We start from the raw sequence: 19,311 nt of genomic DNA, 5'->3' as shown, positions 1-19,311 counted from the left end.
GGTTATTTGCCTCCCTTACGTAGACGAGGATCAAGCACGACATAAAGCATGTCTGCCGCTAAGTTAAAGAAGAGCATAAACAGAGTCATAATGAGTAGCTGCCCCTGAAGTACTTGGTAATCACGTGCGTGAATTGCGTTGAGTAGTACTGAGCCAAGGCCTGGGTAGTTAAAGATGATTTCGATAATCAATTGACCACCGATAGCCACACCAAGAGACATCGAAAGCGCCGTGACACTTGGCAGTAGTGCGTTACGAGCGGCGTAGTTAAAGACCACGCGGTTTTCGCTCAGGCCTTTGCCTTTGGCCATGGTGATGTAGTCTTCGTTGAGCAGGTTAATCATGTTGTTACGCATGTTTACTAAGAAGCCGCCGATTTGAATCACGGTTGCACAGATAAGCGGTAGTACTGCGTGATACAGCACATCTTTGATGAACTCCCAACTTGTCCAGTCAGGGAGCTGGCCGGCAGTGTAAGCGTAGCCTGTAGGGAACCACTTAAGGCCAATCGCGAAGATGAACATGGCCATCATTGCGATAACGACTTGTGGCATTGCTTGAATAATCAGCATGCCAGGAGTGATGAACGTATCGAACTTAGAACCACGTTTCCAAGCGGCGAAGATGCCAAGTACCGAACCAATAGAGAAAGAAAGGATAACCGCGGTACCAGCCAAGAATAGTGACCAGCCAAATGCACTGCCTAGTAGGCTGTTTACTGATAGCGGGAAGTACTTAATAGAAGTACCGAGCTCCCAGCTCAGAATGTTCTTCATGTAGTGAAGATATTGAACGAAATAGTTACCATCGACAAAACCAAGCAGCTCTTTCATTGCTGCAATACGCTCTGGGGTAACCTGTACTGTTGCGTTCGCGAACATCATCGTGACCGGGTCGCCCGGCATTGCACGAGGAATAATAAAGTTGATGGTGGCTGCAACAAGAAGTGCCACCAAATAAAAGGACAAACGTCTTAAAAAATAACCCATAACTCACACCTTAATTACCCAGCTTTTTCCTTGTGGCTGGTAGCCTCATCTCAAAATTTGAAACGAGTAACCCCCTGACGACGAGCGCCACGTATCTATAAATCACGTTTGGGGGAGGAAAGCGGTACGGACGTACCGCTTTTAGTTTGTGTTTACTTACTTAACTGGTTTTAGGTCCAGTACGTGAAGTAGACGCTCTGGGATACCTGCCCAGATGTTTGGACGACCCTTAGGATTTTGCTCGTTCCACCAGCCCGCAAAGCGAGTTGTGTTGTACTGGTACATGTAAGCACCAGACATGACAGGAATTGTTACCTGATCTTGAGCGATAATCTTCTGGATGCCATGAGCGATTTCTAGCTGCTCACCTTTATCTGCTGTTTTGTAGAAGCTGTTTAGAAGCTTGTCTAGCTCTGCATTTTGGTAGAAGTGCATTGCGAAACGTGGCATCCCATCACCCGCTTGAAGCGCAGAGTTATAACCTGTGTTCCAGTACTTGTGTGGATCTGAACCGTGGAAGTAGTTGGTGTACGCTACGTCGTAGTTAGCCTCTAGCATTGCTTGGTTGTACACAGAGAAGTCTGGTGTACGTGCTTTTGCTTTGATGCCAGCTTCAGCAAGCTGTTCTACCGCAAGTTGAACTGTGTTGTTAAAGTCAGTCCAGCCGTTTGGTGATTGAACTAGAAGCTCGAATGACTTACCAGATGGAGTGTCAACAAAGCCGTCACCATCTACATCTTTAAAGCCCGCTTTAGCAAGCAGTTTCTTAGCACCTTCAACGTCGTACGTGTTAAAGCCTTTGTACTTGTTGTGCGTTGTTTCGTCAGACCAAGTCGCAAATGCGTAACCTAGGCCTGATGCGAAATCATTCACTGTACCACCGCCGTAGAATGCGATGTCGATGATAGTTTGACGATCAAGAGCCATAGAGAATGCACGGCGGAAATCAACGTTGCTTAGTGCTTCCGCTTTTACTGGATCTTTGTGCTTAAAGTTCACTAGGAACGCTTGAGTACCTGATGGTGGGTACCAGTACTGGTGGTTAGGTGATGCTGCAGCGTAAGTGCGGTCAATGTCTGGAATGAATGACGACGTCCAGTCCATTTCAGAGTTAACGACTTTACCTAGGAACTGGTCGTTGTTCGCGATTTGTGGAACGCGCAGACAGTCAACTTCTAGGTTATCGTTATCCCAGTAGTTCGGGTTACGACATTGAACGTATAGCTGAGGAGTGAACGTGTCGATTACTGTGAATGGGCCAGAGCCAACTGGGTTCTCATTTAGGAACGTTGTTGGTTCTTTCACGTCTTTCCAAATGTGCTCAGGAACAACAGGTACCTTAACGATTTCATATGGAACGTTAGAGTTAGCTTCTGTCGCGTAGAACTTCACTTGGTAGTCGTTGATTTTCTCAACTTTAGATACCCAAGAGTTGATACCGCTTTGGTCAAGCGCTGAGTTCTCTTGAACAAGCTTGAAGGAGAAAATCACATCGTCTGCATCGAACGTTTCACCGTCAGACCATTTCACGCCTTTGCGGATATCAAAGGTCACTGACATTAGGTCATCAGCGATAGTGAAGTTTTCTGCTAAACGGAATACTGGCTCATTGCCATGCATTTCGTTAAAAACAACAAGCGGCTCGTATAGGAAGTCGGTTGTTGTGTGCAAGTAGGTCGTACCCAAGAATGGGTTGAAGTTACGTACAAAGGTATTGAACTCTTTAGGGTGGATAGTCAGTTCGCTGCGTTCTGCGGCTGTCGCTACAGAGCTAAAACCTGTAACTGCGGTTGCAATAATTGCTGTCGCTAGTGCTGTTTTTTTAATATGCGCAAGCATAGCTATTCCTTACTATTTGCTTTTGTTTCACAGAGAGACCAGTTGCTTCCCTCTCACATGGTTGCTAAAGCCTACCTCTTCAATCATTCCTAAAGAGTGGCCTGTAGGCCTTAGGCGTTACTAAGAAAACACCTTAAAGCACAATTTATCAATTACGCTCTCCGTTAAAAACGTCAAAATAATAACGAGCACTGTCAAAAACGTTAAAAACAGTGGCTTTTGACGGGTTTTTAATCAACTTAGGACGGTGACCTACGTCACTTGCTGAGCTTAAATTATGATTGTGTGTAAGTGTTTACTATCAATATGATAATTTTCTATTCATGGTTTCGGAGTTCTAGCGACAAATGTTGACAAGGATCACTTGCCAGTTTGACTCGTTAATTTACTTTGAAAACTAGGATGGTCGATTTGTTGTGATGACTATCGCAAACTGGTGAAGTTTCATCGTAGATGGTACGTAAATAGCAATAAATGATGATGTATTTTCTGCCATTACTTAACAATAGAAAGCTTATTTTACGCCGCTAAATTTTACGGTGAGGTATCGCTGTGCGCGTTTGTTTTCTCTTTTATGAAGGTGAGGAAAGGTGCGAGCAAAACGTCAATTGCCGTGGTTGCAAGTGAGTATATGAGAAAGCCAATGCAACCCGCACAATGTCGTGTGGAGCGTATAAAAAAGCCTGAGGTACTAAATGTACTCAGGCTTTGTCGTGATTTGTAGAGCCGTTACTTAGTGTGGAAAATCTGCTCAGTTTCCAGTGAAGTGAAGGCGCGGATTTGACGCCATACATAGTAGAAAATACCCATCATCATAAGCATGCTAGGGATCGCGATAGCCGGGTAGCTGTATAAGGTCAGCTTGCCCAATTCTTCGTTAAATGCCGCTGTACCTGCTGGGCTAGTAACTATCCAGGTTGCAAGGAAGTAGTTCATCGCCGATGAAAATGCGAACGTGCTGGCGAATAAGTAGTTCGATGACATTAGACAGCGTTCAAATGCTTGCGTTTTACCGCTTTGCTCTAGGCGCTCATTGATCAGTGCCAGGTTGAGTACAGTATCGTTGAGAAGCAGTTTCTGCATCATTGGATAGCGCGTGAATGTAGAGGCCAGCACAGCTAGACCAATCAAACCCGGAATTAGCGCTTCTTTTAGTGCTAACCAGCGAGTATCTAACTCCAAAAGACCAATACCACCGGTTAGAAGCACGCTGACAAAGCCCAGGGCGGCAATAAAGTTAAACTTCTTATTACGGATCAGATCCATTGCGCCGTAGAGCACAGGAAACAGCAGAGCGACAACCAGCGCCATCGCAGTACCTAGATGCTCATCACCACTAAACTTCATCAGAATGAAAGAGGGGATAAATACGTTGAATAGGATCTCAAATAGGGGATTCGACTTTTTCGCCGTTGTGGTGCTCATAATAGTGTGCTGACTCTAAGTTGTTACTGTTTTGTTTTCTACAGCGCAGTGTTCATCGCTTGATAACAGAAGTAAAGCATTAAACGCGTAAGATGTGTAACGACGTATAAAATGAGACATGGTTAATGCCGCAAGAACACGTGTTATTACGTTAGAGATGTAAAAAAGGCGCATAGATTACTCCATGCGCCTTTCTAGAATTTGGTGGCCCCTCGCAGACTTGAACTGCGGACCAATCGATTATGAGTCGACTGCTCTAACCACTGAGCTAAGGGGCCAATAGGTGGATGATTATAGGGGAAGGCTGCGCGAGTGTCTAGATGCAGTGTAGGCTAATTGCGCTTGCTTTTTAGTCACTTAAACCCGGTAGATACAAAAAAGGTGAGCTAGTGCTCACCTTTTTGTTAAAGCTTGATGCGATTACTCGTCAAGGAAGCTGCGCAGTGTTTCTGAGCGGCTTGGATGACGCAGCTTACGCAGTGCTTTTGCTTCGATCTGACGGATACGCTCACGCGTTACGTCGAACTGCTTACCAACCTCTTCTAGAGTGTGGTCAGTGTTCATATCGATACCAAAGCGCATGCGCAGTACTTTCGCTTCACGAGGTGTTAGGCCGGCTAGAACGTCTTTCGTTGCGACGCGTAGACTTGTCATTGTTGCTGAGTCTACAGGCAGTTCTAGCGTGGTATCCTCGATGAAATCACCTAGGTGCGAATCTTCGTCGTCACCGATTGGTGTCTCCATAGAGATTGGCTCTTTAGCGATTTTCAGTACTTTGCGGATCTTATCTTCAGGCATTTGCATACGCTCTGCCAACTCTTCAGGAAGTGGCTCACGACCCATTTCTTGAAGCATTTGACGAGAGATACGGTTTAGCTTGTTGATCGTCTCGATCATGTGCACAGGGATACGGATCGTACGAGCTTGGTCAGCGATTGAACGCGTGATAGCCTGACGGATCCACCATGTTGCGTAGGTCGAGAACTTGTAACCGCGACGGTATTCAAACTTATCTACCGCTTTCATCAGACCGATGTTACCTTCCTGGATCAGATCCAAGAACTGTAGACCACGGTTGGTGTACTTCTTCGCGATTGAGATTACCAGACGTAAGTTTGCTTCAACCATCTCTTTTTTCGCGCGGCGAGCTTTAGCTTCACCGATAGACATACGACGGCTGATGTCCTTGATGTTTTGAACCGAAAGCGACGTTTCTTCTTCGATGATGTCCAGCTTCTGGATAGAGCGGCGGATGTCATTTTCGTAGCGCTTGATCTTTTCTGCGTATGGCTTGTCTGATGCTAATACTTCGTCAAGCCATGCTTCGCTTGATTCGTTGCCCGTAAATAGGGCAATGAATGATTTCTTCGGCATTTTGCCGTACTCAACCGCTTGACGCATGATCAGGCGCTCTTGAGTACGTACACGATCCATCGACGTGCGCAATTCGTTCACTAGGTAATCGAACTGTTTCGGCGTTAGACGGAACTCGCGGAATACTTCTTGAACAAGCTCATGAGACTTCGCTACTTGAGGACTATCGTAACCAAACTCGTTTACCGCAAGTTGCAGATCTTGGTAAGTATTGCGAAGCGCAGTGAATTTCTCTAGAGCAAGCTCAGGGTCGATACCTGTATCTTCTTCTTCCTCATCATCTGAGTCGTCATCACTTTCTGCATCTTCTTCGTCTTCGTCTTCAAGGTCGGATTCAGACAGTTCAGAGCCGATGTGCGTAGCCGTAGGCGCCGCTGTTTCATCTTCGTTTGGATCTACGAAGCCATTGATAACGTCAGTTAGGCGAAGTTCTTCCGCTTGTACTTTGTCAAACTGTTCGAGAATATAAGGGATAGTACCCGGATACTCTGCCACTGAGCTTTGAACTTGGTTGATACCATCTTCAATGCGTTTTGCGATGTCAATCTCGCCTTCGCGAGTCAATAGCTCAACGGTACCCATTTCACGCATGTACATGCGGACGGGGTCAGTAGTACGACCGATTTCACTTTCAACGCTGGAAAGTGCAGCTGCAGCGGCTTCGGCTGCATCTTCATCAGTAATGTTGTTGTCATCATTCAGTGCAAGGTCATCAGCATCAGGAGCAGTCTCTACTACCTTAATACCCATGTCATTAATCATCTGAATAATATCTTCTACCTGTTCGGAATCGACGATTTCCTCAGGTAGGTGGTCATTTACTTCTGCGTAGGTCAGATAGCCTTGTTCCTTGCCCTTAATGACAAGTAGCTTCAGCTGTGACTGCGGATTTTGGTCCATAGACGATATCCAACTTAAGATCTGGTGAAGGAATTTTAGTATGCGAAATGCAAACCACTAATATTAACAAATTTATTCGTTGCTGACTAACTGAATTGGGTTACGCTTTTAAGTCTAGCATTAAGGCTAGCAGCTCCCGTTTTTCTTCGACTGATAAGCCGACACTTCTTTCTTTGGCCTGCAGGTTTTCAATTTGCTTTTCAATGCATTGAGACAGTATTTTGTCCAATGAATCGATAAATACGTCTTCTTGGTTGTCATCGTCAAGTGGAATTACCCAACTTGCGAGACGAGACAGAAGTGCCTCATTACTACTTCCACGCCATTGTTCTAATAGCTGGCCTGTAGTCATATGGGGATGTGCTTGACATTTATCAACCACTTCCACAAATAAATTAAGTCCAGGCAGTGATAAGTCTCTCACTGTGGACAAATCAGGTACCATTTCAGCATAGCTCGGATTTTGCAAAAGTAGAGCGATGACTTCACGCATTGGTGTGCGTTTGATTTCTTTATGAGGCTGAGCTCGCGTTTCTTGCCGACCTTGCTTGTCAATAAGCTGTTGAAGCTGCCTTTCATCAACCAAGCCCAACTTACGGCCGAGCAGCTCTCTCAAGTATAGTCGCAATGTACCACCAGGCACTTTGTCGATAAGTGGCACCGCTAACGTGCTGAGCTTTGCCATGCCCTCTTTGGTTCGGGTATCCACCTGCTGCATCAGTGAGGTGAACATAAACTCTGACAGAGGCATCGAGTTTTGCACTGCTGTTTCAAACGCGTCTTTGCCATGTTGGCGAATGAATGAGTCAGGATCCTCCCCATCCGGTAGGAACATGAACTTCAATTGCCTACCATCATTGAGGTAGGGCAATGCATTTTCCATTGCACGCCAAGCGGCATCACGACCCGCTCGGTCACCATCGTAACAACACACTACGGTGCTGGTTTGGCGAAACAGAACTTGAAGGTGATCGCCTGTGGTCGATGTACCGAGTGAGGCGACAGAATAATCAACGCCATACTGGGCTAGAGCGACTACATCCATATAGCCTTCGACAACTAAAACCTGAGGCGGCTCGCGATATGCTTGCAGTACCTCATAGAGTCCATAAAGCTCTTTGCCTTTATGAAAGATCGGTGTTTCTGGTGAGTTGAGGTACTTTGGTGTGCCGTCACCTAAAACGCGCCCACCAAATCCAATCACTCGTCCGCGTCGGTCACGGATCGGGAACATAATACGACCGCGAAAACGGTCATAACGATTCCCCTTGTCGTTTTCAATCAGCATGCCGCCGGACACTAGCATGTCTTGCGTCGCTTTTTGCTGACCAAAGTTTTTACGTACACTGTCCCATTCGTCAGCGACGTAGCCGATACCAAACTTTTGGACAATCTCTCCAGAGAGCCCGCGGCCTTTCAGATACTCTATAGCGACTTTATTGGTGGAAACTTTAAGTTGATCGCGATAGTACTGACCGATCGTTCCCATTAGATCATACAAAGATCGTTTTTGTTCGCTATTGGCGGTAGGCCCTTTGGAGAAATTACCCGGTTGTCCACTTTGCTGCTCTCTTGGAACATCCAAACCCAACGATGATGCCAGCTCTTCAATAGCTTCAACGAACTCGAGACGTTCGTACTCCATGAGAAAGTCGATGGCGTTGCCATGCACACCACAGCCAAAGCAATGGTAGAACTGTTTCTCTTGGCTGACGCTGAAAGAAGGGGTCTTTTCGTTGTGGAAAGGACAGCAAGCACCGTAGTTCTTGCCTTGTTTTTTTAGTTTTACGCGCGTGTCAATGACGTCGACAATATCAAGTCGAGCGAGAAGGTCATCAATGAAGCTACGAGGGATTTTTCCTGCCATAAAACCTTTTTACAAGAGAGAGATACAAACAAGCCGTGCGTTCCAAAGGATAGCACGGCTTGCTGCAATTTGGTTGGGCGGTTAAGCGAGTTTAGCGCGAACTAGACCACTTACCTTACCCATATCTGCACGGCCTTGAATTTGAGGCTTAAGCACGCCCATTACCTTACCCATGTCTTGCATGCCCGCTGCACCAGATTCGGTAATGGCACTATCGATTAGTGCTGCAACTTCATCATCGGTCAGTGGTTGAGGCATAAAATCCTCAAGTACGGCAATTTCAGCTTGCTCAGCATCAGCGAGATCCTGACGACCTGCTGCTTCAAATTGCGTGACAGAATCGCGACGCTGTTTAACCATTTTAGTCAGCACAGCAAGAATGTCATCGTCGCCCAGAGTAATCTGTTCGTCGACTTCACGTTGCTTGACGGCTGCTAAGGCTAAACGAATAGTACCAAGGCGCAATTTGTCCTTGGCTTTCATCGCTAATTTTTGCTCGTCTTTGAGTTTATCAATCAGAGCCATAACTAAAATCCTATTGGGACCTAGTTATTAGTACAGGCGAACGCGACGAGCGTTTTCGCGAGCTAGCTTCTTAGCGTGACGCTTTTGAGCTGCTGCTTTAGCGCGTTTGCGAACTGTAGTTGGTTTTTCATAGTGCTCACGACGACGCACTTCAGAAAGGATACCTGCTTTTTCGCAAGAGCGCTTGAAACGACGTAGTGCAACGTCGAACGGTTCGTTTTCACGTACTTTAACTACTGGCATATGCCTTTCACCTCAGGGGTTAACTGTTCATTAATGCTGGCGCTTTTTGGTTAGTACTAAGAGTTCATGCTTGAGCCCTTTGTTCTAAGCGTAAAACCAGCTAGATCAAAAATGGTGCGGAATTTTAATCCGATCGCTAGGGCTTTGTAAAGTACTTTGTCGCCTATCTCTTGTACAAAATTTGTTTGCGAGCCCATGACGCGGTAATATTGCGCCAATTTCGAAATAAGTCGAGAACAATATGCGCATTCTAGGTATTGAAACCTCTTGTGATGAAACTGGCATCGCAATCTATGACGATGAGAAGGGACTGCTATCTCATCAACTTTACAGCCAGGTAAAACTGCACGCGGATTACGGCGGTGTGGTTCCTGAATTAGCATCACGCGATCACGTGAAAAAAACGATCCCGTTGATCAAAAAAGCACTTGCGGACGCGGATCTTACTCCTAAAGACATCGATGGCGTGGCGTATACCGCAGGTCCGGGTTTGGTTGGAGCATTATTAGTGGGTACGACAATCGGCCGCAGCATCGCTTACGCTTGGGGTGTGCCTGCGGTACCGGTTCACCATATGGAAGGCCACCTTTTAGCCCCTATGCTAGAAGACAATCCACCGCCATTCCCATTTGTAGCTCTATTGGTGTCTGGTGGTCACAGCATGATCGTTGAAGTGAAAGGCATCGGTGAGTATCAGATCCTTGGTGAGTCTATTGATGATGCGGCAGGTGAAGCGTTTGATAAAACGGCAAAACTGATGGGGCTGGATTACCCAGGAGGTCCGCTGCTGTCTAAGCTTGCGGACAAAGGCACACCTGGCCGATTTAAGTTCCCGCGCCCGATGACGGATCGTCCCGGCCTAGACATGAGCTTCTCCGGTCTTAAGACGTTTGCCGCAAATACCATTGCTGCCAACGATGATAGTGAGCAAACTCGTGCTGATATCGCTTATGCGTTCCAAGAAGCGGTATGTGAGACGTTAGCGATCAAGTGTAAGCGCGCACTTAAGCAAACCGGTATGAAACGCATCGTGATTGCTGGTGGCGTGAGTGCTAACCGTTTCTTGCGTAAAGAGCTAGAAGCGTTAGCCAACAAGATGGGCGGTGAAGTCTACTACCCACGTACCGAGTTTTGTACTGACAATGGTGCAATGATTGCCTATGCGGGTATGCAGCGTTTGAAAAATGGTGAAGCCGCTGAGCTTTCGGTAGAGGCGACACCACGCTGGCCGATTGATCAGCTAAGCCCGATCAAAGGCTAACCATAAAGGTCACGTAAGTGGCCTTTTTTAATGACATTTTTTCACAAAACTCCTAAAGTCTGTGACTGACAGACCGTGCTAGAGTCTGGGTTAGCAACGTATTGGTTATTATTGATTAGGGAATAGAGTGACATGAAGCAATTTACGATTGAAGGACAAGTTATGGCGTATCAGGATGTCGGCGAAGGCCCGGTTATTCTGTTAGGCCACAGTTATTTGTGGGACAGCCAGATGTGGCAGCCGCAAATTGACGCGCTTAGCCAGCACTATCGCTGTATTGTTCCTGATTTATGGGCTCACGGAGAGTCGCAAGCAGCACCTGCGTCAATGGGTAATCTTACGGATTATGCAAAGCACCTGCTTGCTTTGATGGATGATCTTGGTATTGAAACATTTTCAATTGTTGGCCTATCGGTTGGTGGTATGTGGGGCTCAGAGCTCACAGCATTAGCACCGGCACGAGTCAAAAGTTTGGTGCTGATGGATACGTTTGTTGGTCTGGAGCCAGAAGTAGCGCACGCCAAATACTTCTCAATGCTGGCCACGATTGCTGAGCTTAAAATGGTACCCGCTCCAATTGTAGAGGCGGTCGTTCCTCTGTTCTTCGCCAGTAATGCTACGCAGGATAATCCGGAACTTGTCGCGAGCTTTGAAGCTAAGCTGGCTGCTCTGTCTGGTGAGCAGGCAGAACAAGTGGCACGAATCGGTCGCATGGTATTCGGTCGCCGCGATTTGTGTGATGACATTGAAAAGTTCGCACTACCGACATTGATCGCAGTAGGCGCTGAGGATAAACCTCGTCCAGTGCTTGAGTCATACTTGATGAATGATCTGATCACAGGCAGTTCGATCAACGTGATCCCGTCAGCAGGGCACATCAGTAATCTAGAGCAACCTGACTACGTGACGGCGATGTTGACAGAGTTTTTATCGCAGCATGCCTAGTGGCTATCTACAAATACTAAAAGAGCAGCCACAGGCTGCTCTTTTTTTGAAAGTGGAACGCTACGACGTTTTCTTCTTACCTAGCTTCGGCTCTGTGCCTTCAACCAACCTGCGAATATTCTGATGGTGCCTGAGCAGAATAAGACAACTCAACATCGCAACAGGTAGAGTAAATAAAGGGCGTGCCATCCAAGTGTAAACTGGCGCCATAAGTACCGTTACGATGGCCGCGAGAGAGGAGTAGCGAAATAAAACCGCAACCAACAGCCAGGTTCCGGTAATTAGGCCGGTGAGATCCCAACCTATCGGAGCAATAGCGCCAAGTGCTGTCGCTACCCCTTTGCCACCTTTGAAGTGGAAAAACAGTGGGTACATATGCCCAAGACAAGCGGCAATGGCAATCACGCCAAGTACTACTGCATCGATTCCTAAGTAGTAACCTGCCCAAACAGGAATGGTGCCTTTGAGCATGTCACACAGCAAAACGGAGAGTGCTGCGCCTTTGCCGCCGGTGCGCAGGACATTGGTCGCGCCCGGGTTATTAGAACCGACCGTTCTTGGATCAGGAAGGCGCAGTAGACGACAGATCAACACGGCGCTCGACACAGAGCCGAGTAAGTATGCTGCGATGATCATAGCAAGTGCTATTAGTGTCATGGGTGTCCTTTTCGCAAGAAATTATCCATAGGGACTGATATCATAACGAAAATAGTACGTTTTTTCCCGACAAATGGGTATCCGACCTCTAATCAAAGGACAAATCATGGCATTGGATAAAGTATTCATTGAGCAGCTCGAAGTGATCACTACCATTGGGGTGTATGACTGGGAACAAGAGATTAAACAAAAGCTTATTCTTGATATTGAGATGGCACACGACAATGCGCCAGCAGGCAAAAGCGATGACGTTGCCGATGCTTTAGATTACTCCAAAGTGAGCGAAGCGGTGTTGAATCACATTGAAAATGGCCGCTTTTTGCTGGTTGAGCGTGTAGCGGAAGAAGTCGCTGCCATTATCCAAAAGCAATTCAATGTGCCATGGGTCAAAATCCGCTTGGCGAAACCTGGTGCAGTGCCACAAGCGAAAGGCGTTGGCGTAGTGATTGAACGAGGTCAGGCATGATCACTACCTACATTGGCATTGGCACCAATGTGGAGCGCGAGAAACACATCAAAGCGGCATACCAAGAGTTAAATACTATTGGCGTTAACTTAGCGTTGTCGCCTGTGTACGCGTGTGAGTCGTTTGGTTTTGAGGGCAATGAGTTTTTCAATATGGTCGCGAGGCTCGATACCGAGCTTGCCCTTGATGAATTGTCTTCAGCGCTAAAAGATATTGAAGTGAAGTGGGGGCGCGCTGCTGATGCGGCAAAGTTTCAAGATCGAACGCTCGATCTGGATATATTGTTGTACGGAAAAGAAATCTCACAAAAAAAACCGCTGTTACCTCGCGAAGATATATTTAAATATTCCTTTGTCACACAGCCGCTGTATGATCTCGACCCGCAGTTGGTGATTCCTCAAGACGGACGAACCATAAAACAGATCTTAGAGACCATGTCTGATGTGGACTCGCTGAAAAGAATCGATTTTCAATTTTAGTTGGTAGTAGTTAAACATGAGTTATTTTGAAGCCTTTATTTTGGCACTGGTGCAAGGGTTTACCGAATTCTTGCCTATCTCTAGCTCGGCTCACTTGATTTTGCCTTCCGCCATTTTGGGCTGGGAAGATCAAGGGTTAGCCTTTGATGTCGCCGTACACGTGGGCACGTTGGCCGCAGTGGTGATCTATTTCCGTAAGGAAGTAGTGACCTTATTCAGCGCCCTGTTTGGTTCGATTTTCAAGGGTGAGCGCAGCAAAGAAGCCAAGTTGGCGTGGATGATCGTACTAGCGACGATTCCCGCCTGTATCTTTGGTTTACTGATGAAAGACATCATTGAGCTTTATCTGCGCAGTGCCTATGTCATTGCGACCACGACGATCGTATTTGGTTTACTGCTTTGGTGGGTGGATAAAAACGCCAAGCTAGCGGATGACGAGTATCAAGCGGGCTGGAAAAAAGCTTTGTTTATTGGTCTAGCACAAGCGATGGCGATTATTCCGGGCACGTCACGCTCTGGCGCAACCATTACTGCAGCGCTTTATCTTGGCTTTACGCGTGAAGCCGCAGCGCGTTTCTCATTCTTGATGTCAATCCCAATCATTACATTGGCGGGCGCGTACCTAGGCCTTAAGCTGGCGACTGGCACTGAGCCTATCCATGTTGGCTTCTTGCTTACTGGCATTGCGGTGTCATTTGTGAGTGCCTACATCTGCATTCACTTCTTCCTGAAGCTGATTTCACGCATGGGCATGACACCGTTTGTGATCTATCGATTGATTCTAGGTTTCGGTCTATTTGCCTTCTTGCTGATGAGTTAGAACCTGTTCTATTGCTTGAGCTCGGCGTTTGTCGAGCTCTTCTTTTATCGCCTTACCTTTAAAGCCATCGCCAATGATGGATTGTACATCCACATTAATGGCGGCTTGGTAGGCAAGCCTGAAGCGCGCCGCTTGCGGGTAGGCTTCATTCTCGAGTCCTTTTCTTCCCTGATGATCCGCTTGGCAGCACAGTAGAACGTGCTCTAGCTTTTCTGGCTTTCGCCACACATCCAGCTTGGCGAAAATCTTCACGAACGTGCTTGGCTTGAGTTCAAAGGCACGGTGGACATTGGAGTGCTGGGCACAGACCGCTAGCGCCAAGTCGCGATAGTCATTCGGAACTCGCACTCGCGCGCACAGCGCTTTAATCACTTTCTGGCCAGTGTGGGTATGCAGTTTGTGGCTTGGCCATTCCTCTTTTGGGGTTAGCGCTTTACCTAAATCATGCACCTGAGCGGCGAATCGAACCGTTGTTTGTTCACTCAACTTGGCGGCTTGCTTAGCCACCATAAGGGTGTGAATGCCGGTGTCGATTTCTGGATGCCATTGTTCTGGTTGTGGGACGCCAAATAGTGCGTCTAGTTCTGGAAGCACCACCTTGAGCGCGCCACATTGATGCAGAATGTCGAGAAAAACCTCCGGAGACGAGGTCGTGAGAGATTTATGCCATTCTTGCCACACGCGCTCGGCGGTCAGATACGCCAGTTCACCTTGTTCAACCATTTCTTGCATCAGCGCCATAGTCTCAGGAGCGACGTGAAAGCCGAGGTGCGCCAGTTTGGCTGCGAATCGTGCCACTCGCAATACACGCAGCGGATCTTCACTAAATGCAGGAGAGACATGCCTTAGCACGCGTTGTTCTAAATCGGCTTGGCCATGATAGGGGTCGATAAGATTACCCTGATCATCTTGAGCGATGGCGTTGATGGTGAGATCGCGGCGCATCAGATCTTGCTCTAGCGTCACATCGGGTGATGAAAAGCATTCAAAACCAGTGTAACCATTGCCAGACTTACGCTCAGTGCGGGCTAGTGCGTGTTCTTGTTTGGTTTTTGGGTGAAGAAAAACCGGAAACTCTTTGCCAACCGCTTGGTAGCCTTGTGTCAACATTTGCTCAGGTGTGGCACCAACCACGACCCAATCTTTGTCATAGACTTCAATGTTAAGCAACTGGTCGCGTACTGCGCCCCCAACAAGATAGACTTGCAAATTGGCTCCCCTTTTTACTACTTAGCCGTTGGCATTCCTGTGTGCCAATGGTACTTTGCTTTGACTGATATTGTAAGGTTAACCCATGTATAAGGATTATTTTGGTTTTCGAGAAGTGCCGTTCTCGATTGTACCTAGCTCACGCTACTTGTTTTTGAGTCAGCGCCATCGTGAAGCGATGCAGCATCTGCAAGCCGGACTTGGGCAAGGCGGCGGTTTTGCTATGCTCACAGGCGAAGTCGGTACCGGAAAAACCACAGTGGCGAAAGCCATGCTGGCGTCGTTAGATGATAAAACCGCGTCGGGACTGATCCTTAATCCCACTTTTTCTAGCCAAGATCTCCTTGAGGCCATTTGCGATGAGTTTTCCATCGACTATCCGCCGCAAGCCTCCCTAAAGCAGTTGAGCCAAGCTATCTACCACTACTTGCAGCACAATGAGCAGCTGGGCATCAACACATTGGTGGTCATTGATGAAGCGCAGCATCTATCGGCAGAAGTGCTTGAGCAGCTTCGTCTGCTTACGAATTTAGAAACGGATGACCGTAAGCTGCTTAAGGTACTTCTTATCGGTCAGCCAGAGTTGCAACAGAAACTGCGAACTACGCAGCTTCGTCAGCTCGCGCAGCGTATTACCGGGCGTTACCATCTCTTGCCACTATCTGAAGGTGAGACGCGCCAATATATTGAATTTCGCTTATCTACCGCAGGTGGCGACGCATCGCTGTTCAGTAAATCTGCAGTGGCGGTGATCAATAAAGCGAGTCAAGGTATCCCTCGATTGATTAACCTCATTAGTGATAAGGCGCTGCAATACGCCTACCACTCGGGTGAAAAGCGCGTCTCGAAATCGACGGCTCAAAAAGCGTGTGAGGATATTCTGTCGTTTCAAGCGCCAGGGGTAGGCAACAGCGCGCAAGAATCTGAGCTGCGACAAGCTATTAGCCGCTATGCACTTCCCGCACTGCTGGGTGTTAGCGTTGCTGCCGGGCTCTACTGGAAGGGCGCCGATGCACTGTCATGGGCTCAACAAACTATGTTACTAACCAAAACGCAGCAAGTTGCCAGCGAGAGTGCAGTTTCTCAGCCAGCAGCAATCACCGAGCCTGTTCCCGCGTCCGTAGTTCAGAACCTTCGTACTCAAACTGACTATCCAGTAGAGCTGCTACAATCGCTGTTTGCGCGTGATGACAAGATTGCGGCTATCCAAGAGCTTTACGCGGTATGGGGCTACCAAGCAGGTGTGCTAGATGGCATGTGTGAGTCAGGTGCAAACAGTTTATTCCAATGTCAGAAATATCTTGGCACTTTAGGACAAATCATAGAGCAGAATTTGCCTGTGGTAATGCCGCTGTATCACTTGGGCGATGAAAGCTATGTGGTGCTTTATCGTGTCAGAGGCGATGAGGTGGAAGTCCTCAATGGTCGCGAGCGTATTGTGATGTCAAAGAGTTGGTTAGAAGCTTTGTGGACAGGTGAGTACTACTCAATTTGGCAGCGTGATATCTACACCACATTGCGTTTGAACCAACGGGGAGAGCAGGTCGCTATATTGGACAGCAAGCTATCTCAAGTCTTAGGTGAGCCTGCGTCCGGAAGCGATGTGTTTGATAAAGCCTTAGAGCGAAAAGTGGAGCTGTTCCAACGTTGGCAAAAGATGGATGTAGACGGCATTGCAGGGCGCAATACACTGAAAAAGCTTGAATTGATGACACAAACTGATGCGCCAACATTAAGCGCATCCACGTTAAAGGAACCAAGGTTAAACATTGATGAGCCGCAGGAGGCCTTACAATGAGTCGTATCCAGCCCCTAAGCCTGCTCGTCGCCACACTTGTTTCGCACTCTTTGATGGCGCAGCCAGAGGTTGAGAATAGCTATAGCGTATTACCATACCCAGAGCTAAGCGAATTAAAGCCATTGCCAAAACGCAGTCAATCATCGACGGTAGTGAGTTTGCCAGTGTCATCCGCAGTCACTGTGGCATCCGATTCGGACTTAAATGAACCATTAGGGCAGCAGGTTGTGGTACCGGCCTCCACACAAAGTCGCCAAGCTACAGCTCAAAATGCTACAACGCAAAATAGTAGTGACGAACCGTTTGGGCTCGACGACCTAGACTTATCGGGTTTGGATCCAGAAATCGCTCGTAAGGTCGCAGCAGCGATGAATAATGAGCCGAGCGATCCGCGATTACGTAACGCCGACCACATTGCTCTTGAAAGCAGTGAGGCCCGTTATCGCGGACGGCTACCCGCGCTCAACTTCCAAACTCATATGTATTCTTCCGATGTTAATCGCCGATGGATAAAGGTGAATGGTCAAGAGCTTCAAGAGGGTGACCGTCTAAACTCTATTCAACTCCTGGCGATTGAACCTCAGTCGGTGACTATTCGTTTTGACAACGACATCATAGATATTCCCGCACTCTATGAGTGGGGAGGATAAAAACGCTCGCTAGATTTATCTAGCGAGCGTTTTGGTGTCTCTATCTGTTCGGCTACTTATTCTGAGACTCGGCTTGAGATTGCGTCTCTTGAGCATGGCTAACAGGTTTTACCGTAACCAATCCAAAGCTTTGCTGCGGGAAAAGATATTCAGCCTCAGCAAGGACTTGCTGCGCTTTATTTATCTCGCCGCTGCCTTGATAGGCCAAAATTAAATTGCGATAAAAAGCAGGTCTTGGCTTGCTCTTAATGACCTCCACAGACCAATCAATGTAAGGCTGTATGTACTCAGGGTTGTTGGTGGATAAGCCAAGTTTGAGGTAGGTGCTATAGAGATCCCAGTGATAGCGATCTTTCCATACTACTGGATTCGAAACCTTTTCTAACAGACTCGCATTCACTGGCTGTGACTTTTCAAACTGCGTAAGTACATAGTTAGTGTGTAAGGCCGCGACCATATAGACACTGACCAGGATTGGTATCAGTAATGAAAATACTCGGCAGGTGGTTTTAGTAATACTGCTGAAAGAGACGCTTTTAAGCCTTGGTGTGCGTTGGTCGACCCAGTAAATCAATAGCACGAAAGTGATCCAGTGGATCAGCGAGTGATAAAATGGGTACTCCAATTGACTGTGCAGAAAGATAGGCACAAATAGAGCAAAAATCGCTAGTCGAGTACCGGGTTTGGCAGTATAGATACGACTCAATACGAACAGCGCGGCCAGTAAGATCCCTAGAATCGGCAGCAATCCACCTTCGATACCCCATAGCAGAAGCTCGTTGTGAGGGTGATCAAGTGCAGGTATCCCAGGGGCAAAGCTATCATTGAGTTGATGCTGCCTCGCGGTATAAATCAAGTATTCAGATTCGAACTTTCCCAGACCGTAACCCGTAAACGGTTTTTCAATCAGCATATCCAGTGACTGGCCGTAGATGGTTGAGCGGATATCTTCTAGTTGAGCCTTTTTGGTGATCAGGCTCTGACTGCCAGAATTGGCAAAACCCATCAGTAGGCCTAAAGCTAGTCCGGCTAGAGCTGCCAGTGTCCAGCCTCTAAAGCGCTTCCGTGTGGAGTGGCGATAGAGGTAAGGTACCAGCAAGATGAAGCCAACCATTGCTCCGATCCAACCGGTACGAGAGCCGAGAACGACAACTAGAGGTAATACTATGATTGGCATTAAATACAAAATAGAGACATCACTGATGTGCCAGTTGTATTTGTGTTTTTGTCTTGCGAGCAAGTAGCCGGACAGCACAAAACTGGTCGCTAGAAAGCTCGCCATCACATTAGGCTGCTGGAAAATTCCATACGGGCGATTGCTTAGTACGTCGTACCCTAATGGATTGTTAGCGCTAAGAAGGAAATACTGAACATAGCCGAACAGCGCTTGGATACCGGCAGCGAGTACCACCAACCACAGTAAGCGCTGCTTTTGCTTATTGGTAAACTGAAACTGCTGCAATAACACAAACAGTAAAAATCCACTCCATAAGCCGATAAATCGTGGCATTACCGATTCAATATCAGGGTGGCTGTAGAGTAGTGGAGCGCTCATTAATAGACAGGCAAGCCCAAGACCTACAGTCAGTTTGCTGTACTTAAGGGCTTGGTTAGTACCAAGCTGATACAGGCCAATCCCTAACGCGAATGCGAAGGCTATCCAAGCTGTGTTATTGAATGACAGCGCTAGCCCAGTTCCGCCTGGATTAGGCCAAAAGAAATGCGTCGCAACGAGAAATAGCACCGCCATAGCGGTCATAAACTTGCGATTGAGTGGCGGGCGAACCTTAATCGGCTCTAGTTCAGTGCCATTGGTATGAATGATAGCCATAGTTGTGACGAGTAAAATCCAAGAAAATAACGG

At 47.4% G+C, this 19,311-nt stretch carries 17 protein-coding genes and 1 tRNA gene; 7 read left to right on the top strand and 11 right to left on the bottom strand.

Going from position 1 to position 19,311, the window contains the following annotated elements; all coding sequences use genetic code 11:
• Positions 1-2: 2 nt before the first annotated feature.
• The 8 genes from PG915_RS14235 to rpsU all read right to left on the bottom strand — a co-directional run bounded on the left by PG915_RS14235 (position 3) and on the right by rpsU (position 9,162).
• Positions 3-989 (bottom strand): ABC transporter permease, encoded by a 987-nt coding sequence (locus tag PG915_RS14235; protein ID WP_353497114.1) that lies wholly within the window; start codon positions 987-989, stop codon positions 3-5.
• Between the two features lie 156 nt (positions 990-1,145).
• Positions 1,146-2,828 (bottom strand): ABC transporter substrate-binding protein, encoded by a 1,683-nt coding sequence (locus tag PG915_RS14230; protein WP_353497113.1) that lies wholly within the window; start codon positions 2,826-2,828, stop codon positions 1,146-1,148.
• 729 nt (positions 2,829-3,557) lie between these two features.
• Positions 3,558-4,253 carry a VC0807 family protein gene (locus PG915_RS14225; protein ID WP_353497112.1) on the bottom strand — a complete coding sequence of 232 codons (696 nt, stop codon included), beginning with the start codon at positions 4,251-4,253 and terminating at the stop codon, positions 3,558-3,560.
• A gap of 202 nt (positions 4,254-4,455) precedes the next feature.
• Positions 4,456-4,531: transfer RNA gene (locus PG915_RS14220), tRNA-Ile, on the bottom strand.
• A 142-nt stretch (positions 4,532-4,673) separates the two neighbouring features.
• On the bottom strand, positions 4,674-6,527 hold the full coding sequence (gene rpoD, locus PG915_RS14215; protein ID WP_353497111.1) for an RNA polymerase sigma factor RpoD: 1,854 nt from the start codon (positions 6,525-6,527) through the stop codon (positions 4,674-4,676).
• A gap of 100 nt (positions 6,528-6,627) precedes the next feature.
• Complete coding sequence (dnaG, locus tag PG915_RS14210; RefSeq protein ID WP_353497110.1) at positions 6,628-8,394, bottom strand: DNA primase; 1,767 nt, start codon at positions 8,392-8,394, stop codon at positions 6,628-6,630.
• An 81-nt stretch (positions 8,395-8,475) separates the two neighbouring features.
• On the bottom strand, positions 8,476-8,919 hold the full coding sequence (locus tag PG915_RS14205) for a GatB/YqeY domain-containing protein (RefSeq protein ID WP_353497109.1): 444 nt from the start codon (positions 8,917-8,919) through the stop codon (positions 8,476-8,478).
• A 27-nt stretch (positions 8,920-8,946) separates the two neighbouring features.
• Positions 8,947-9,162, bottom strand: a complete 216-nt coding sequence (gene rpsU / locus PG915_RS14200; RefSeq protein WP_001145625.1) for a 30S ribosomal protein S21 — start codon at positions 9,160-9,162, stop codon at positions 8,947-8,949.
• A 241-nt stretch (positions 9,163-9,403) separates the two neighbouring features.
• Between rpsU and tsaD the strand changes: the two genes are divergently transcribed.
• Both tsaD and PG915_RS14190 read left to right on the top strand, forming a co-directional pair.
• Complete coding sequence (gene tsaD / locus PG915_RS14195; protein WP_338165347.1) at positions 9,404-10,423, top strand: tRNA (adenosine(37)-N6)-threonylcarbamoyltransferase complex transferase subunit TsaD; 1,020 nt, start codon at positions 9,404-9,406, stop codon at positions 10,421-10,423.
• Positions 10,424-10,555: 132 nt separating this feature from the next.
• Complete coding sequence (locus tag PG915_RS14190; protein ID WP_353497108.1) at positions 10,556-11,368, top strand: alpha/beta fold hydrolase; 813 nt, start codon at positions 10,556-10,558, stop codon at positions 11,366-11,368.
• A 60-nt stretch (positions 11,369-11,428) separates the two neighbouring features.
• Here the strand turns inward: PG915_RS14190 and plsY are convergent, their stop codons facing one another.
• Positions 11,429-12,025 carry a glycerol-3-phosphate 1-O-acyltransferase PlsY gene (gene plsY / locus PG915_RS14185; protein WP_353497107.1) on the bottom strand — a complete coding sequence of 199 codons (597 nt, stop codon included), beginning with the start codon at positions 12,023-12,025 and terminating at the stop codon, positions 11,429-11,431.
• Positions 12,026-12,131: 106 nt separating this feature from the next.
• Here plsY and folB point away from each other — a divergent pair, with 106 nt between their 5' ends.
• From folB to PG915_RS14170, 3 genes are read left to right on the top strand one after another with little or no spacing between them, the layout of a single operon-like run.
• A complete protein-coding gene (gene folB / locus PG915_RS14180; protein WP_353497106.1) occupies positions 12,132-12,491 on the top strand; it encodes a dihydroneopterin aldolase in 360 nt (119 codons plus the stop codon).
• Positions 12,488-12,970 carry a 2-amino-4-hydroxy-6-hydroxymethyldihydropteridine diphosphokinase gene (gene folK / locus PG915_RS14175; RefSeq protein WP_353497105.1) on the top strand — a complete coding sequence of 161 codons (483 nt, stop codon included), beginning with the start codon at positions 12,488-12,490 and terminating at the stop codon, positions 12,968-12,970. The genes folB and folK overlap by 4 nt, the downstream gene beginning before the upstream one ends.
• Before the next feature lie 16 nt (positions 12,971-12,986).
• Positions 12,987-13,790 carry an undecaprenyl-diphosphate phosphatase gene (locus tag PG915_RS14170; protein ID WP_353497104.1) on the top strand — a complete coding sequence of 268 codons (804 nt, stop codon included), beginning with the start codon at positions 12,987-12,989 and terminating at the stop codon, positions 13,788-13,790.
• Here the strand turns inward: PG915_RS14170 and PG915_RS14165 are convergent.
• The gene (locus tag PG915_RS14165) at positions 13,764-14,999 is read right to left on the bottom strand and encodes a multifunctional CCA addition/repair protein (RefSeq protein WP_353497103.1); all 1,236 of its coding nucleotides are present in this window, start codon (positions 14,997-14,999) and stop codon (positions 13,764-13,766) included. The two genes, PG915_RS14170 and PG915_RS14165, sit on opposite strands and share 27 nt — an antisense overlap.
• Before the next feature lie 85 nt (positions 15,000-15,084).
• Here PG915_RS14165 and PG915_RS14160 point away from each other — a divergent pair, with 85 nt between their 5' ends.
• Both PG915_RS14160 and PG915_RS14155 read left to right on the top strand, forming a co-directional pair.
• A complete protein-coding gene (locus PG915_RS14160) occupies positions 15,085-16,797 on the top strand; it encodes an ExeA family protein (RefSeq protein WP_353497102.1) in 1,713 nt (570 codons plus the stop codon).
• Entirely contained in the window at positions 16,794-17,447 is a 654-nt protein-coding gene (locus tag PG915_RS14155; protein ID WP_353497101.1) for a general secretion pathway protein GspB, read from the top strand. The genes PG915_RS14160 and PG915_RS14155 overlap by 4 nt, the downstream gene beginning before the upstream one ends.
• 52 nt (positions 17,448-17,499) lie before the next feature.
• On the opposite strand, the gene PG915_RS14150 is transcribed toward PG915_RS14155, so the two are convergent.
• Positions 17,500-19,278 (bottom strand): PglL family O-oligosaccharyltransferase, encoded by a 1,779-nt coding sequence (locus PG915_RS14150; protein ID WP_353497100.1) that lies wholly within the window; start codon positions 19,276-19,278, stop codon positions 17,500-17,502.
• Positions 19,279-19,311: the final 33 nt, after the last annotated feature.

It is taken from the genome of Vibrio sp. CB1-14 (assembly GCF_040412085.2).
In the GTDB taxonomy this organism is placed as follows: Bacteria; Pseudomonadota; Gammaproteobacteria; order Enterobacterales; family Vibrionaceae; genus Vibrio; species Vibrio chaetopteri.
The sequence above is the reverse complement of the archived record's forward strand: the minus strand, read 5'-3'. Positions and strand labels throughout refer to the sequence as shown.

Excerpts from the sequence above, each read along its gene's own strand:
- rpoD (WP_353497111.1), bottom strand. The coding sequence starts at position 6,527 with ATGGACCAAAATCCGCAGTCACAGCTGAAGCTACTTGTCATTAAGGGC.
- plsY (WP_353497107.1), bottom strand. The coding sequence starts at position 12,025 with ATGACACTAATAGCACTTGCTATGATCATCGCAGCATACTTACTCGGC.
- PG915_RS14170 (WP_353497104.1), top strand. The coding sequence starts at position 12,987 with ATGAGTTATTTTGAAGCCTTTATTTTGGCACTGGTGCAAGGGTTTACC.
- PG915_RS14225 (WP_353497112.1), bottom strand. The coding sequence starts at position 4,253 with ATGAGCACCACAACGGCGAAAAAGTCGAATCCCCTATTTGAGATCCTA.
- dnaG (WP_353497110.1), bottom strand. The coding sequence starts at position 8,394 with ATGGCAGGAAAAATCCCTCGTAGCTTCATTGATGACCTTCTCGCTCGA.
- folB (WP_353497106.1), top strand. The coding sequence starts at position 12,132 with ATGGCATTGGATAAAGTATTCATTGAGCAGCTCGAAGTGATCACTACC.
- PG915_RS14235 (WP_353497114.1), bottom strand. The coding sequence starts at position 989 with ATGGGTTATTTTTTAAGACGTTTGTCCTTTTATTTGGTGGCACTTCTT.
- PG915_RS14155 (WP_353497101.1), top strand. The coding sequence starts at position 16,794 with ATGAGTCGTATCCAGCCCCTAAGCCTGCTCGTCGCCACACTTGTTTCG.
- rpsU (WP_001145625.1), bottom strand. The coding sequence starts at position 9,162 with ATGCCAGTAGTTAAAGTACGTGAAAACGAACCGTTCGACGTTGCACTA.
- PG915_RS14160 (WP_353497102.1), top strand. The coding sequence starts at position 15,085 with ATGTATAAGGATTATTTTGGTTTTCGAGAAGTGCCGTTCTCGATTGTA.
- PG915_RS14150 (WP_353497100.1), bottom strand. The coding sequence starts at position 19,278 with ATGGCTATCATTCATACCAATGGCACTGAACTAGAGCCGATTAAGGTT.
- folK (WP_353497105.1), top strand. The coding sequence starts at position 12,488 with ATGATCACTACCTACATTGGCATTGGCACCAATGTGGAGCGCGAGAAA.
- tsaD (WP_338165347.1), top strand. The coding sequence starts at position 9,404 with ATGCGCATTCTAGGTATTGAAACCTCTTGTGATGAAACTGGCATCGCA.
- PG915_RS14230 (WP_353497113.1), bottom strand. The coding sequence starts at position 2,828 with ATGCTTGCGCATATTAAAAAAACAGCACTAGCGACAGCAATTATTGCA.
- PG915_RS14190 (WP_353497108.1), top strand. The coding sequence starts at position 10,556 with ATGAAGCAATTTACGATTGAAGGACAAGTTATGGCGTATCAGGATGTC.
- PG915_RS14205 (WP_353497109.1), bottom strand. The coding sequence starts at position 8,919 with ATGGCTCTGATTGATAAACTCAAAGACGAGCAAAAATTAGCGATGAAA.